This is a genomic window from Nostoc sp. T09 (assembly GCF_002154695.1).
Lineage (GTDB): Bacteria > Cyanobacteriota > Cyanobacteriia > Cyanobacteriales > Nostocaceae > Aulosira.
Genome location: NZ_MTAV01000019.1, coordinates 24,823 through 40,847, shown reverse-complemented (window position 1 = coordinate 40,847; position 16,025 = coordinate 24,823). Strand labels below are relative to the sequence as shown.

The following is a 16,025-nucleotide window of genomic DNA, read 5'->3' as shown; positions in this document are numbered from 1 at the left end:
ACTTATGCAAAAGGACTATTTTTGCTGCTCACTATTCTTGTTAATTTTCCCCCAAGAGGGATTCAAACTCAGCTTGTAAAGCTGTGAAATCTGCTACTCTTGCTACCAATAAATTATCTCTACCTGCATCAGTTAAACGTCTTTTCCAATAATTAATACTTTCGGAGTTATTTAACCAAAATTGAATTACGGTGTCTACTACTTGATCTAGGTTCCAATCCCATTTCGCTGGAACTGTTTCTATAGATTCTAAGAACGCATCTAATGTACAAATATGCGTTCCTAAGTATTCCACACCTTCATGTTGTGGTTTTGTAAGATTCTGCTGTTGATGATTAAAGAACTGTAAAACTGGAGATACTCCTACAAGGTCAAAAGTGTATTTCATTCCAGTCCTCCGACTTGTTAATCAATTATATGAAAGTTTTAGTTTTGATGGCAATAATTATGACTCTAATTTTATGTAACTTGCATCCACAAAAAGTAGAATTTCGGCTTATATCATAAGTATTAAAATTCAGTTACAAGTTAGCACTTGCAACCTTTGAGTGCTAATTTTGAGAAAATTCAGTAGTGTATTATTAAAGAGTTTCAAGCATTATTTCATGGATGCAGATTATTTTTAATAATTTTTTAATTCTCTCGTTTACGGATGGGAAAGGTGAAGTGGCGGCTTTAGCTGCTGCCTGTTTGTGGGCTGTAGCTTCGGTGGTGTATGGTCTTCTAGGGCAACGTATTCCGCCAATACAGCTGAACTTGATTAAAGGGATAATTGCGATCGCTCTCTTGCTACTGACGATTTTGGTGACTGGCGAATTATCACCGCAGCTTTCTGTTTTGCCTGTATGCTTACTTTTTCTCAGCGGTGTTGTAGGTATTGGTTGGGGTGATACAGCCTTCCTGGCTGCGATCAATTACTTGGGGGCGCGACGGGTTTTACTTTTGGGAACTCTTTCCCCACCAATGACAGCGATCGCCGCTACAATCTTTCTGCAAGAAACGCTCAATCTCAGCGCTTGGTGCGGAATTTTGCTAACGATTTTGGGAGTCGCTTGGGTAGTAACAGAACGAGTTCCTGGTACAAGCGAGGTTGACTCAACGCACCTATGGCCAGGAATCGGCTTCGGTTTGTTAGCTGCAATCACAAATACCGCAGGCTCTATCCTATCCCGTGCAGCATTTGCGAATGCGAGTATTTCCCCTTTGTGGGCTGCTTTGTTGCGGTTAAGTGCAGCGGTGTTGACGATTTTGGTGTGGGCATGGTTTTCCGCTCCCAAGCAGATGAGATTTACCTATCCCTACTGGCAATCGAAGCGAGTAATTTTAGCAAGTTTCTTTGCTGCCTTTTGTGGAACCTTCTTAGGAATTTGGTTGCAGCAAACAGCAATTAAATTCACATCTGTGGGAATTGCCTCCACACTATTGCAGACTAGCCCATTGTTCGTCATCCCCATCGCAATCGGAATGGGTGAAAAGGTGAGCCTCAGAGCGATCGCAGGTGTAGGCATAGCGATCGCGGGGATTGGATTATTGTTTTATTTGAAGTAACTCACAGCCCTAAATTTAGAAGCCTTGTCATTACTCACATCTGATAAATTCCCGCTTCGTTGCTAAACAACTTCGGAAGGGAATTTCATCGCACCCAACAAAAAAAAACCTCAGCTTGGCGGCTGAGGTGAGGGGGAGAAAACCAAATGACGATGAGAGATACCGATACCGAAGTCAAAAAATCTTAGCTAACGCTGAAGGCAACCAAACCTATAGTAATAACGAGTAATGTAGCGAATGCTCCTTGGAGAGCGTATTTGCGTTGTTCCCAAATTGCAGGGTACTCAGCGTAATACATTTGGGGTTCAGTTGCGTAGTTATTTAAAATGCCTTCTTCATTAACGGTTGTGTACATAGCGCGTTTTTTTATTTGTTAACTTATGTAACTAAATTTAACAAGATTGTTACAAAGTGTCAACAGGACTTGACATCAAAAGATTGATGGTATTTATAAGATGTGCTTATAACAGATGGGAGAGAAACCAATATGGTTCGGATAAGCTCTTGAGGCTGGGGAGAAAAAAGAGTTACTTTTCAATGGTTCTTCTCTCCCCCAGCACTTTCCTCTACCTCTGCTCTCCCTGCTTGCCCCTATAAATAAATTTCTTAACCGAACGGTATTGGGAGAGAAAGAGCGATCGCGGCTAATTGTGCAGTATCCTAAAGCTTTTGCAGCGAATTATGCTTTCCTGAGAGCCAGAAACAGGATGAAGTAACGAGATTTAGCTGAAAAATTGAACTGTTGCTACCCTGCGGGAACGCCTGCCGTAGGATGCCCAGTGGGCTGTAGGACGAATGTTTTACTGCGTTGCACTCGCAATGACAGATCACAAGTAATTTGCCGGACATGATATCACTAAATTCGCTCTAACTGCGATCGCTCTTAAGTATGATAATTGCACTCACTATTAATATTAAGTTTTCTTTCTTAGCTAAAGTCTTTATTAATCTCAAAGCTTTGCCAGATAAAGCTTATAGCTTCCCAATTTATATAAAATTACCCTAAACTTTTCGGCTATTTTCTTTACCTAAGTTTACAGTAGTTTTCATTTATTTAGAACATAATCTTGCATTATTCTTGATATTTTTGCACCCATACATGAGATAAAAAAAGATGTAGTTAATTCACCTAAAAATCACTGTAATCTGTTGATAAATATATTTCACTATCCTATTTGATTCGTGAACGTACAAAGTAGAAACAGACCACAGGAAAAGAAGGGAAACAAGGGAGGTAAATGTGTACGTAGTTTTTCTCAAAAATCAAATAGGAGCCATAGATGGGAAAAGGTAAGCGGATAGGCATTCTTACAAGTGGAGGAGATTGCTCTGGTTTGAATGCAGTGATCAGAGCTGTTGTCCATTGTGCTTGTGGAAAAGGTTGGGAAGTACTGGGAATTCGTCAAGCAACTGTAGGATTAATGGCGCGTCCACCACAATTCACCAAACTAGAAATTGACCAAGTTGACCCGTTGTTAACTTCTGGTGGGACAATGTTAGGAACCACCAACAAGGGCGATCCTTTTGCTTTTCCGATGCCTGATGGTAGTGTATGCGATCGCTCAGAGGAAATTATTGCAGGCTATCATCAACTAGGTTTAGATGCTTTGATTGGGATTGGTGGCGATGGTAGCTTGGCTATTCTCCGCCGCTTGGCACAACAAGGCGGTATCAATTTAGTGGGGATACCCAAAACAATTGATAATGATATTGGCATTACCGAACATGCCATCGGTTTTGATACAGCAGTGAATATTGCCACAGAAGCACTCGATAGGTTGCATTTTACCGCAGCATCTCACAGTCGAGTCATGATTTTAGAAGTGATGGGTCGTGATGCAGGACACATTGCTCTGGCTGCGGGAATTGCTGGGGGTGCAGATGTGATTTTAATTCCAGAAATTCTCTACAATATGGAGCACATTTGCTACCAAATTAAACAGCGCCAAGAGCAAGGCAAAAACTATTGTTTAATTATTGTTTCTGAGGCAGTTCGGACTCAAGAGGGTGAATCTGTCACCATGACGAATCGTTTTGGTGAATCTCGATATGGTGGGATTGGGCAATATTTAGCCGATCAACTTAGCGATCGCATTGGTGCAGAAACCAGAGTCACAGTCTTAGGACATATCCAACGTGGTGGAACCGCTTCACCACTAGATCGACTAGTAGCAGCTGCCTTTGGTGTAGCAGCAGTAAATCTCATAGATGAAGAAAAATATGACTATATGACAACCTGGCAAAATCGCCAAGTTCTGACTGTACCAATTGCTGAGGCGATCGCTCAATATAGAGCTGTCAATCCAGAAGATACTTTAGTGAAAACTGCGCGGGGTTTGGGTATTTATTTAGGCGATTAACAAGGAAATCTGGTTTGATTTATGAAATAATTGCGTAAATTTGCAGCTTCAAGTGTAGAGCAATGCCCACCTATCCCTGTCATAAATTTGAAATTTATTCCGTTAAAAAAATGGCGATCGCAAAAAGTCATTTGAGCCAAAAACCTGACTTTTCGATTTTTGGGATCTTGCAACTACTTTAACAGGGATAGCCTAGTTTACCAAAACCCCCATCGGGTGGGCAATGCCCACCCTACTTGTATTTCAACTATCAAATCTAATCCCTATATTTGGAGTTTGTGTTTTGTTATTCAACAGTCGAGATAAAGAATGTAGAAATAGCAGCGTAACTAGCAAAAAAAATCATGGTGGTAAGCATATAATAATGCTCCTTTTATTAGTGTAGTAATAGCTCTGAACTGTATGCTATAAATATATGACCATTTTCCAGCACAAACATCTGCTAAAAAGACTATTTTATTAAGTAAGCTTTTGTCAAAAGTGAACAAAATTAGCCAGAGCGAACTATATCTGGAGAATTACTTAAAATAGCGTGCGTTAAGTTTCCCTAGGCTTTGCTTCATCTATAAAACTGATTTACTTCTTACCCAAGCAGTACGATGGCAACCGATCAATTGCAACTGTACGATAGATATTTTTAGAGTGCGATTGATTTGCTGATGAACATAGGAATAATCGAACCGTACAGTGACGGATTTCTAGAAGTTGTACCGGAGGGTGAAAGTAGCGACTATTGGCACATAGCAGCCATACACATCAACGGCAAAGCCTTCTGCCCTAGCCCTAAGCTTTATCGTTCAGAAAAGGTAGCATTGGCAAAAGCTGCACAAATTTATGATTGGATAGCTGACCATGAGCCAGAAATCAGTGAGGGGGGTAACTACTGCTCAAAGTTGCAGCTGATTCTGTGGTATCAACCGAAAGCCTCTTAGTTGAATCCTAGAAAGATTGCTATCGGGGTGCGATCGCCATATTAAGATGTACTCGGATCAAGACTTTGCTCGTTTGCGATCGTAATATTCATCTAGCTCAAGGATTGGGGTATACAAGTGAGAAAAATCTGGCTGATGGGTTTGACACTAGTGAGCTTCGGGATGCCGCTATTATTTAAGTTACATTCATCTATATCAGTAGTACCAACGGTTGCACCTTCACCACCAAAAACCATCCGCTACGAGCAGCGAACTCTACCACAAAGCATAGTTCATATCCTGTCAATTCCCACTGATAGCCGATTTTTGGTAACACTTGCACTATCACCTAAAGTGGCTACTGTAGAAGAATTTGCCCAGAAACATCAAGCGAAAGCAATCTTAAACGCAGGCTTTTTTGACCCAGTTAATCAAAAATCTACATCTCATGTAGTTCTTTCCGGTCGTGTAGTCGCCGATCCCAAAGATAATGAACGGCTGGTGAACAATCCCAACTTAAAACCTTACCTCAGTAAAATTTTCAATCGTACAGAATTCCGCCGCTATCAATGCGGTGAAACTATCACCTATGATATTGCCCTGCATAGTGAGTCACCATTAGCAGGGTGTCAGTTACTCGATGCTGTAGGCGGTGGGCCAGGCCTGTTACCAGAACTCACCTCAGAACAAGAAGCCTTTGTAGATAAAGCCAATGGAAAAGATGCAATTGGCAGCAATCAACCCAATTCTAGAAGCGCTGTCGGGATTACTGATGATGGGAGCATTGTTTTAGTAATGGTAGCTCAAAAGCCAAACGCCCGTCTTGCTAAATCTGGGATGTCCTTACCAGAATTGGCAGATTTCATGAAAACCCTTGGTGCAAAAAAAGCGATGAATCTGGATGGAGGAAGTTCTTCTTCACTTTATTACAACGGCAAGACCTTTTACGGCAAGCTAAATCTTCTGAGAAAACCAATCAAGCGACAGGTGAAATCAGTTTTATTGGTACAGGAAAATTAGAGACTAGATAGGAAAAAATAACATTTCTTCCCGTCCTTGCAATATCCTCACATAATATTCAACATTATTACTGATTTTAAAATATCCACCTGTGAATGAAGCTAGAGAAAGTAAATTTCTTGAGTATTTATGAAATTAAATCAAATACTAAAAGTAGCTGTCATTCCTGTTATGGCTGTATTTAGCTGTCTATCAATATCAAATACAGCACTAGCCGACTACTTAAATAGCGAGGGGACAGGCGGTGATTACCGTTATGAATTATGGTCTAGCGATGATAACAGTAATTACTATTTGAAAATTTGGCTAAGGGAGGTTATTCAAGAAAGTAACGCATATAAGACAACTAAAAATTTTACCTCTAGTAGGGAAGCTCTAATTTATTTCGATTGCAATTATGCAGGTAAAAATTTACCAGAATGTCACCAATGATATTCTGCTATTCATTAGCCGGATTTTTGTCAACATTAAAATAAGAATAAAAAAACCACAGATGAACACAGATAAACACCGATATTTATCTGTGTTTATCTGTGGTTCAATATCAAAAAAATTGACTTATGCAAGGAGTCTATTGTCGAGTAGCAGCACTAAGAGCGTTGGCGCAGCCCGCCGCAGGCATCGCCCGGCTAATGGTATTGTAGAGAATGTTCACCTGGCGCATGAGAGGGCTGTTATGCCAGATGTTCGGTTTAATAAATACTACCGTTACGAAGACCTGACAAGCATCTTGCATAGTTATGCTGAGGAATTTCCTCATCTGATACGCATAGAAAGCATCGGCAAGAGTTATGAAGGTCGTGACATCTGGCTTCTGACTGTTACTAATTTCGCTACCGGATCAGACCAAGAAAAACCTGCTCTCTGGGTTGATGGCAATATCCACGCCGTAGAATTAGCACCGTCGATTGTCTGCCTGTACCTGCTGCAAACATTAGTTACAGGCTACGGCACTCATTCAGATATTACTCGTTGTTTAGACACTCGCACCTTCTATATTTGCCCGCGTGTTAACCCTGATGGTGCGGAGTGGGCCTTGGCTGACAAACCTAAATTTATTCGTTCTGCTACCCGTCCCTATCCTGAAGGTAGGGAAAGCAACGATGGTTTAGTCATGGAAGATATAGATGGCGATGGTCGGATTTTACTCATGCGCATCCCCGATGCCAATGGTGCTTGGAAAATCTGCCCCACAGAACCGCGTTTATTGGTACGTCGTGAACCAACAGAAATTGGTGGTCAATATTATCGACTGTTACCAGAAGGACATATTGAAAATTACGATGGAGTGCAGATTAATATCCAGCCGACCCAACAGGGGTTAGACTTGAACCGCAATTTTCCGGTTATGTGGCGACAAGAATTTCAGCAGCCAGGGGCTGGCCCTTATCCAACATCAGAAACAGAAGTGCGATCGCTTGTCCAATTTATAACTACTCATCCTAACATTACTGGGGCTGTATCTTTTCACACTTTTAGCGGTGTACTCATCCGTCCTTATAGCTACCACAGCGATGAGGAATTCCCTGTCAAAGACCTCCGCACTTATGAATACATCGGTAAAAAAGGTACTGAAATTACTGAATACCCAGCTATTTCTGCTTTTCATGACTTTCGCTACGATCCCAAAGATTTTATCTCTGGTACTTTCGATGATTGGGGTTATGACGAGCGGGGAGTATTTACTTGGACAGTAGAAGTTTGGAGTCCGCAAAGCCAAGCCGGAATTAAAGATTATAAATACATCGAATGGTATCGAGAACACCCATTAGAAGATGAACTGAAGCTGTTGCGCTGGAACGATGAACAACTCTCAGGTAAGGGATATGTTGACTGGTATGCCTTCGAGCATCCCCAACTTGGTCAGGTAGAATTAGGTGGATGGAATACTATGTATGCGTGGGGTAATCCACCCCCAGAGTTTTTAGAGAAGGAAATAGCCCGCTTTCCAGATTGGTTAGTTTGGCATTTATTAATCTCCCCTCGTTTAGAGATTTATGAAACCAGTGTCTGCAACTTAGGTAATGATCTGTATCGAGTGCGCCTGGTAGTGCATAATACAGGCTGGCTACCTAGCTACGTTACCCAAAAAGCCTTGGAGAAAAAGCTGGTAAGAGGCTGTATCTGTGAAATTGAATTACCTGATAGTGCAACTTTGGAAACAGGGAAAACCCGTGAAGACTTGGGACAATTAGAGGGACGCGCCTATCAACCTTCACATCCTACTAGGAGGCAGAGCGACCCTACTCAAGACCGGGCAAAGGTAGAATGGGTGGTACGTGGACCCCTAGGTAGCACAGTTAAACTATTAGCTCGTCATGAACGTGCGGGAGTTGTGCGCACTGAGGTGAAATTAGCTTGATAATTGTTAGCGATCCCAAAAATTGGTACAGTTGGTAAGAAATGCACATATACAGATAATGAATAATGACGTTGTGCTTTTTCTGATCACTGCTGGTCTGCTTGTCATATATCTAGTGTTTTCGGCATTGACCGAGATGGGGACAAAGCTACCTTGGAAGAAGTAGAGGGTAGGGTTTAGGAGTGCGATCGCATCCTCTGCGAACACTCAGCCACTACTTTTAATATGAGATAAAAATATTTTCAAAAATTTTGTTGTCAAAAAAGGCACTCTCTTTTTTGTGCTGAAATACCTTGTGCTGTATTTGTAGCCCTAAATGAGATTGATGTGGTAGTGTTTATCAATCTTCAGCAGGATGCCAGCTTGTCAGAATTGCAATTACATAAGGATGAAGTTGTAAATCTAAAATTCTTTTCTCTAGAGAATTACCAAGAAAACACCTAAGTGGAAAAATCTATTTTATAATCTAGTTTATATATCTATAAACTTATTAGGATAGCAGACAAAAAAGAAATATACCAAGCTAACAAAGCTTAAAAGCTTATAAAATCAGGATTTTCAAGTTTGAATTTTGAATGAGTGAATTTTGCTAAGCGATACTAGACATTAATCATGGTTTAACTTTGGAAGTGCGATCGCCAATTTCTGGTCTAAGCTTGTCTATTCGCTGCCATGCTCAAAGATTTACCTTTGTTGTCAACTATCTAAAGAGGGAAAAAACTCTCTAAAAATTTAGCCTCTAGCTAGTTGTTGAATTCAGATGTCAGATTAAAAATATTAACTATGTGGATAATGCACATTCTCGGCTCTTAATACTAGACTCATGCAACTCAAGATTGATGTGATTAGGCTTGTTCAAGAAGGTAAGACGGCTAATAAATACCAAATTTTTGGGTATAAGACCACATTACTAAAACTGATAAAGTCATGACTTTATACTAAGATTTTCTTGATTGTTGAAAAATCTCAGATACCTTTAGTAGCTTTTTGATGCTGAGTGTTATCTGTGATTCTTGAAAAGCTTAACTCTCATCACACACTTAGGGTTGCTCTCTGGGGCAAACAACTGACAAGAAGGTATGAAATGCAAGGGCAGGTGGATGTATTGGGAGATTTTTAGACTTTAAGGATTTAACACTTCGCATTCGTAGTTTTGTCCAAAAGGCAAACCTAGTCATCATCTCAATATCTGTGCCTACTTAACCTTGCATAGAGCACTTTCCAATAATTAATCAATGAATTGAGAAACGACTCTACTTGTTTTCGGAGGATATTTTCATGTTTAGTTGGTTTCGCGGCTCATTTGTAAAGAGCAGTTTGCTAGCTTTAGGAGTACTAGCTGCCACATTAACTCCTATTGTAATTTCTATTCCTGCTTCGGCTCAAGATACTACTCCAGCACCAGGCACAACAACACCAGACACAACAACACCAGGTACAACAACACCTGGCACAACATCTAACTTGTCTGATGTTGGTTCAAATTACTGGGCAAGTCCATTCATTACAGCGTTAGCCCAAAGAAACGTGATTGCAGGGTTTCCGGATGGTACCTTTAAGCCGGATCAACCTGTGACTCGTGCGCAGTTTGCTGCAATGATTCAAAAAGCTTTCAACCAGAACACAGTTCGGCAATTAGCTTCTGGTGGATTTTCAGATGTTCCAGCTAACTATTGGGCAGCGGATGCAATTCGAGTAGCATACGAAACTGGATTTATGTCAGGCTATCCAGGAAATCGGTTTTTGCCCAATGAACAAATTCCTAAAGTACAGGCGATCGTTGCTTTATCCAGTGGTTTGGGTTTGACTAGTAGCGATGCATCTAACGTTTTAAACACTTACTACACAGATGCCTCAGCAATCCCAAATTATGCAGTGAATAATGTGGCAGCTGCAACACAAGCCAATATTGTTGTTAACTATCCAGAAGTTAGACAACTCAATCCGCAAAGGACTCTGACACGTGCTGAAGCAGCAGCACTTTTGTATCAAGCTTTGGTGAGACAAGGACAGGTACAACCCATTGCTAGCAATCTTCCTGCCGCTAGTTATATTGTTGCAGGTGGTACTCAACCTGGCACTACTGGCGGTACAGATATCGTTTCCTTGGCTGCATCTAGTCCTTCTTTTACAACCTTGACTTCTTTATTAAAAGCAGCAGGTTTAACAGAAACTTTACAACAAGCAGGCCCTTATACTGTTTTTGCTCCTACCGATCAAGCATTTGCGGCATTACCTCCTGGCACTCTCCAGCAGTTACAGCAACCAGAGAATCGAGAAACATTGATTAAGCTTTTGCGATATCATGTGGTTCCCGGTCAAATAACCGCTAGTCAACTGTCAACTGGGGAATTAAAGACTATTGAAGACTCACCTGTAAATATTAAAGTTGATAGCGCTAGTAATCAAATTGCTGTCAACAATGCAAGAGTTCTTCAAACGAATGTCCAAGCTAGCAATGGCGTTATCTATCCAATTAATGAAGTCCTGATTCCACCTAACCTCACTGGTCAACAACCGGGTACTAATCAAGGAGGAACTACTACTGGTCAAGTTTCACCAGGTAGAAGGACCCTTGGTGGCCCTAGCTATATAGGGGTTGCTGGTAACATTGGTTTAACTGGTGCTAACGCTCTGAGTGTAGGTAACATCTCAGTAATCAGCAAACTTGGTCTAACACGTAATATATCAGTGCGTCCATCGGCAGTTTTTGGAGATGAGACAATAGTTCTAGTGCCTGTGACTTTAGATTTTGCCTCACAAGCAGCTCCTGTATCTGGACAAACTTTCTCGATATCTCCTTTCATTGGTGCTGGTGTAGCTATTGATACTTCTGGGGACACCGATATTGCTGTTATGGCAACTGGTGGTGTAGACATTCCTTTAGGTTCTCGCTTTACAGCTACAGGTGCTGTTAATGCAGCCTTTTTTGATGAAACTAGCGTAGGTCTAACATTAGGAGTTGGTTATAACTTCTAATTGTTGATTAATGGGTAATAAGTCAAATCTATTACCCATTATCTTTGGCGTCAAATAGAGTCATATTTAGGAAGTTTGTAGTAAGGAGTTTAGCCCTCAAAATCAGGACTAAACTCTTTATTACGGAAGGATACGATTTTAGTTGAAAATTGGAATGAAACGGACTAATGCCGTTTAAGTGCTAAAGTCAGTCCATCACCAATGGGAATCAAGGAAAGCGTTACCCGTTCGTCGTCACGTAACTTCTGATTGAGAGCACGAATAGCTTGGGTACTTTCATCTTGAATTTGGGGGTCAGCAATTCGTCCAGACCATAAAACATTATCGATCGCAATCAATCCCCCCGGACGGATCAATTGCAAAGAACGTTCGTAATAACCGTCATAATTTTCTTTATCTGCATCGATAAAAGCAAAATCAAAGGTCTCGGCTTGTCCTTTTGCCAACAACTCATCTAAAGTTTCCAAGGCAGGTGCTAATCGCAGGTCGATTTTGTCGGCAACTCCTGCTTGTTGCCAATAACGTCGAGCGATCGCAGTAAACTCTTCACTTACATCACAAGCGATAATCTTACCATCAGCAGGCAGCGCCAAGGCGACAGAGAGTGAGCTATAACCTGTAAATACTCCAACTTCCAGGGTTTTCTTGGCTCCAATTAGCTGGATTAACAGTCTCATAAACTGCCCTTGTTCGGGGGAAATTTGCATTGTACCCTGAGGATGCGTAGCCGTTTCTTGGCGCAACTTCTGGAGAATTTCTGACTCCCGCAGCGAAACTGATAAAAGATAACTGTAGAGTTGTTCGTCAAGACCAATAGTTCGTTTTGACATGGTGATAGAGAATGCGAGTCATCAACCGCTATACTATCGCTGGAGTGTAGTATGCAAAAAATAAGATGCTAGAAGGCAGAAGGAAAGAGAGTTTATTTTACAATCTGTTTAATCCTTTTCAAGTAAATAGTTATCTTCGCCAAGCTGCACTAGTTTTGACGGCAATTGTATTAATGCTATTGACAGCTTGTGGTAGTATTGGGCTGCTACCAACTAGCCAGTTAGTGCAAAAAGCGATCGCACTGCAACTAGAACAAACTCAGCAACAACTTAGCCAAAAGCTAGATCTAGACTTCCAAGGCTTTGATATTAAAAAGTTATCAATTACCGAACAAAAACCTCTCACAATCGAAAGTTTGCCAGCTTTTCGGGTGCGGGGAAACTATGACTTAATAATTAAGTTGCCAAAAAGACGCTTGACGCAACTGCAACAACCGTTTGAAGTTTATTTACAAATACAGCAAGAAGGGAAAACTTGGCGATTGCTGCTCCCAGAAAGGGTGGGAAAAAATACCGAACCAATTTGGCATAGCTATCTGATCCTCTAGCTATATGTGCAACTATAAAAACCATCACATAATATCCGTGTAACTGACCAGGTATAGCCATCATCGAGGTAATAGTTTCGCTGGGGGGCAAGGGAAGATGTATATTAACTTTTTCATTAGTTCCATTATTGGAATTGTGGTTCTAGTGCTGACGGCTTTTGGTTTACTGCAATGGTTGCACATTCCCGCTGGTAGCTTCCTTGATTGGGTAATTGGTGGTGCGAGTTTTTGGTGGCTGTTGGTAATTGTTACCGTACCCTGGAATGTGCATTTTCAGGCTAAAGAAGTTTTAGCAGAAGCAGCGCAGTCGATAGAAAAACACATTCCAGTAGATGAAAAACAATTAAAGTATGTCAGACTTTTGGCAAAGCGATCGCTCTGGGTTGCCTTAGCCTTGCATTTATTTTCAGCCGTTGGTTTATATACACTCGCGGCTACCGGGATTAGTACTGTAGGCTACATTAGTTCCGGTGCAGCTTTATTATTAACTATCCTCCGTCCAGCCATCCGTGCTTACGAATATTTGTACGCGCGGTTAACGATGATTCGCCAAGAATGGAAATATCCTCGTGAAGATATTGTGGAACTGCGCGATCGCTTTTCTGTATTAGAACAAAAAGTGCAGCGTTTAGAAGAACAACTCGATACAGAACAACCCTACTCAATTGTTGCAACTCAACAACGGTTTAGCGAAGAAACACGCCGTGACTTAGCAAGAATTGTCGCTAATTTAGAAGAATTACGCGCTACAAATCAAACCGAACATGAACGTTTATCGCGGGAAGCCAGAAATGCGATCGCGCAACTTTCTACTGATGGGCAATTTCTCGATCATGTCCGCGAAATTATCCGATTTTTTAAAACAGCATAGTCGTAATTTGTCATTCGCGAGGGGTCAGATCCCCGACTTCTTCAAGAAGTCGGGGATCTGACCTCCCGCAACTCGTCATAACTTTTGCGATGAACCACTAGTATAAGCACTCATTAGGGGTCAAACCCCTAGGGGGGCTGACATCCTAGCGCATCATCAACGCTTTGCGTAAGATGATGCTTCACAAATACCGATAACACCAGCGCCAGCTTTTACACCGTATTCACTGGCGCTTTTATTTTAGCTATGACCAACCGTGAAAGTGCAGATGTACCTCACCCTCCACTGCCTGTATATCTGACTATAATTATGTAAATTCTGGGAGAAACTGTACGCAAAAGTTGTATTTTTAGGTACGTATTGGTTATGATTCAGGGCAAGTTTATTGATTGTACAGACCATAAGATGACTTAACTTCCCATTGCTTACTAGTTCTTTCGAGATAGAGTATGCTGCCATACTGAGGTGGACCGGCTGGACAATGGGCAGTTATCTGAATCAATGCTTGGGAAAAATCTTGAGAAAATCCTGGTCGAGTCAACCAATGAAAAACTGACCACCTCTGATTCTGTTCATCAAAAAGTTGGTCACACGTCGCTTGAGAAATTAGTGTGACTTGAGGATTTGCGATTAATGGAGTTAATAAGCAAGATTGATTGTTACTCAATACCCAATCGTCGTAAGTCTCCTTGTGGACTTTGTAGGAACCGTCAAAAAACGATCTACAGGCTGAGAGTTTTGCAAAACTAATCTTGTCCCAGGAAATTATTTCCCCCATACCAGTAGGAGAAAAAATCTTACTGGACGTTTCGATGAGATATTCTCCCTTGCTCAGATAATCGTTAATTACAGCAGAGAAAACCTCAGGTTCATGTTGCGATCGCATATTCTCATTTTTGAATTTAAATCTGCATTCCCGATTTATAATCTATGCAAATAAATATGACAATTAATGATTAAGAATGCTGTAATATGCTGCCAATGATATAAAGACAGCCCATTAACACCCTTCTCATGTTCAAGCTTTATCCCTAGCCTTCATCTATGTAATTTCCAGCATCCTCCGTATATACTTTAGTAACTTATATAACTTTCTTTCTCTGTCTGTAATTATTTTATTATTGTCCGGATAATTTGTGTTGGCGTTATTATCTCTTCCTAGACACATTAGATTTACTCTTCATCGGAAAAAACTGATGTTAGTTAAGTAAACTAAACAACAGTCCGTATAACTAAAAAAGAGATTTATAAGTTATAAACTATACCCCTATACTTATTTCAAACCCTCTATTTTTTTGCTTAGAGAAAACTGTAAATACCTCTTTTTCCATGCAGCCAAAGGGTTTGGGAGTTTCCATTTTGGAGGATTTGATATTGAGCAGAATACTTTTCCAGCAACCTCTAGCACAGATAATCTAACATGGTACTAGACACCACAATCATTAATGGTAGAGGTATCAATGGACGCTTTAGTGGAAACCTTAGACACAAAATTGCGTCAGTGGCAGCCTGATGTTGCTGAACAGGTACGGCAATATATAGTAGCAATCATTGAAATGGCAGACCAAGATGCGCTAGACATTCTCCGTTCAAAGGATGTTGAGCAAGAAGCTTTAGACTTCTCAGATGAATCTGTAAACTAGCGCGGATACAGAAAAATATTTGTAGGATCGGATAAGCTAGCCTAAAGCAGTTTTCATCCTCAAAAACATGACCGCAAGTAGTCCCACAATTTTAGCCCTAGACTTTGATGGAGTGATTTGCGATGGATTAATTGAATATTTTGAGGTAGCATGGCGCACCTATTGTCAACTTTGGTCGCCTGCTAACAATACACCAGCCAATAATTTAGCTTCGAGATTTTATCGGTTGCGACCTGTGATTGAAACAGGTTGGGAAATGCCTGTATTAATCAAAGCTTTGGTAGACGGAATTTCTGACGAAAAGATTCTTCATGAATGGGTAACTATTGCTCCACAAATCTTATTAGACCAAAAGCTACAAGCACGAGAAATTGCTGCAAAACTAGATAATTTGCGAGATCAATGGATTGCTACAGATTTAGATGGGTGGCTAAGTCTGCATAGATTTTATCCTGGTGTAATAGACAAAATCAAAGTAACTGTTGCCAGTACTGTCAATTTGTACATCGTTACCACTAAAGAAGGGCGTTTCGTTCAGCAACTCTTACAGCAAGAAGGAGTAGATTTACCAGCAAAAGCGATTTTTGGGAAAGAAGAAAAGCGTCCTAAATACGAAATTCTGCGAGAATTAATCCAGACAGCAGATCAAAAACCAGTTAGTCTCTGGTTTGTAGAAGATAGGCTCAAAACATTGCAGTTAGTTCAACAACAACCAGACCTTACAGATGTAAAACTCTTCTTGGGAGACTGGGGCTATAATACCCAACACGATCTGGAAACTGCCCAAAATGACCAGCAAATTCAGCTATTAACACTTTCTCAGTTTGCGCAAGATTTCTCTGCTTGGTATTAAAAAGCTATTTTGAATAGTCAACAGCTTCCTTAGGATAAAGCTTACTATTTGGGTCAGTTTGCCTAAACTTAAAAATGATACACGATTACATTTAACCCTT

At 40.8% G+C, this 16,025-nt stretch carries 15 protein-coding genes; 11 read left to right on the top strand and 4 right to left on the bottom strand.

The window, feature by feature from the left end; genetic code table 11:
• Positions 1–40: 40 nt before the first annotated feature.
• Positions 41–388, bottom strand: a complete 348-nt coding sequence (locus BV372_RS06180; protein ID WP_086684738.1) for a hypothetical protein — start codon at positions 386–388, stop codon at positions 41–43.
• Positions 389–609: 221 nt separating this feature from the next.
• Between BV372_RS06180 and BV372_RS06175 the strand changes: the two genes are divergently transcribed.
• Positions 610–1,548, top strand: a complete 939-nt coding sequence (locus BV372_RS06175; protein ID WP_086684735.1) for a DMT family transporter — start codon at positions 610–612, stop codon at positions 1,546–1,548.
• 184 nt (positions 1,549–1,732) lie between these two features.
• On the opposite strand, the gene psb34 is transcribed toward BV372_RS06175, so the two are convergent.
• The gene (psb34, locus tag BV372_RS35035; protein WP_143841989.1) at positions 1,733–1,903 is read right to left on the bottom strand and encodes a photosystem II assembly protein Psb34; all 171 of its coding nucleotides are present in this window, start codon (positions 1,901–1,903) and stop codon (positions 1,733–1,735) included.
• 925 nt (positions 1,904–2,828) lie between these two features.
• Here psb34 and BV372_RS06170 point away from each other — a divergent pair.
• From BV372_RS06170 to BV372_RS06145, 6 genes are all read left to right on the top strand, one after another.
• Entirely contained in the window at positions 2,829–3,908 is a 1,080-nt protein-coding gene (locus BV372_RS06170) for an ATP-dependent 6-phosphofructokinase (protein WP_086684732.1), read from the top strand.
• Positions 3,909–4,567: 659 nt separating this feature from the next.
• Positions 4,568–4,840: a hypothetical protein gene (locus BV372_RS06165; protein WP_086684729.1), complete on the top strand. Its 273-nt coding sequence runs from the start codon at positions 4,568–4,570 to the stop codon at positions 4,838–4,840.
• Positions 4,841–4,957: 117 nt separating this feature from the next.
• Positions 4,958–5,839 (top strand): phosphodiester glycosidase family protein, encoded by an 882-nt coding sequence (locus BV372_RS06160; protein WP_086684726.1) that lies wholly within the window; start codon positions 4,958–4,960, stop codon positions 5,837–5,839.
• A 129-nt stretch (positions 5,840–5,968) separates the two neighbouring features.
• Positions 5,969–6,271 carry a hypothetical protein gene (locus BV372_RS06155; RefSeq protein ID WP_086684723.1) on the top strand — a complete coding sequence of 101 codons (303 nt, stop codon included), beginning with the start codon at positions 5,969–5,971 and terminating at the stop codon, positions 6,269–6,271.
• 61 nt (positions 6,272–6,332) lie between these two features.
• Complete coding sequence (locus tag BV372_RS06150) at positions 6,333–8,201, top strand: M14 family metallopeptidase (protein ID WP_218776687.1); 1,869 nt, start codon at positions 6,333–6,335, stop codon at positions 8,199–8,201.
• Between the two features lie 1,278 nt (positions 8,202–9,479).
• Positions 9,480–11,180: a fasciclin domain-containing protein gene (locus tag BV372_RS06145; RefSeq protein WP_086684717.1), complete on the top strand. Its 1,701-nt coding sequence runs from the start codon at positions 9,480–9,482 to the stop codon at positions 11,178–11,180.
• Positions 11,181–11,344: 164 nt separating this feature from the next.
• Here the strand turns inward: BV372_RS06145 and BV372_RS06140 are convergent, their stop codons facing one another.
• On the bottom strand, positions 11,345–12,010 hold the full coding sequence (locus tag BV372_RS06140; RefSeq protein WP_086684715.1) for a class I SAM-dependent methyltransferase: 666 nt from the start codon (positions 12,008–12,010) through the stop codon (positions 11,345–11,347).
• 173 nt (positions 12,011–12,183) lie between these two features.
• Between BV372_RS06140 and BV372_RS06135 the strand changes: the two genes are divergently transcribed.
• Positions 12,184–12,558 carry a hypothetical protein gene (locus tag BV372_RS06135; RefSeq protein ID WP_086684792.1) on the top strand — a complete coding sequence of 125 codons (375 nt, stop codon included), beginning with the start codon at positions 12,184–12,186 and terminating at the stop codon, positions 12,556–12,558.
• A gap of 97 nt (positions 12,559–12,655) precedes the next feature.
• Positions 12,656–13,429: a hypothetical protein gene (locus BV372_RS06130; protein WP_086684712.1), complete on the top strand. Its 774-nt coding sequence runs from the start codon at positions 12,656–12,658 to the stop codon at positions 13,427–13,429.
• Between the two features lie 382 nt (positions 13,430–13,811).
• On the opposite strand, the gene BV372_RS06125 is transcribed toward BV372_RS06130, so the two are convergent.
• The gene (locus tag BV372_RS06125) at positions 13,812–14,315 is read right to left on the bottom strand and encodes a hypothetical protein (RefSeq protein ID WP_086684709.1); all 504 of its coding nucleotides are present in this window, start codon (positions 14,313–14,315) and stop codon (positions 13,812–13,814) included.
• Between the two features lie 574 nt (positions 14,316–14,889).
• On the opposite strand from BV372_RS06125, the gene BV372_RS06120 reads away from it, so the two are divergent.
• Both BV372_RS06120 and BV372_RS06115 read left to right on the top strand, forming a co-directional pair.
• A complete protein-coding gene (locus tag BV372_RS06120; RefSeq protein WP_086684706.1) occupies positions 14,890–15,072 on the top strand; it encodes a hypothetical protein in 183 nt (60 codons plus the stop codon).
• Positions 15,073–15,139: 67 nt separating this feature from the next.
• A complete protein-coding gene (locus BV372_RS06115; protein WP_086684703.1) occupies positions 15,140–15,925 on the top strand; it encodes an HAD family hydrolase in 786 nt (261 codons plus the stop codon).
• Positions 15,926–16,025: the final 100 nt, after the last annotated feature.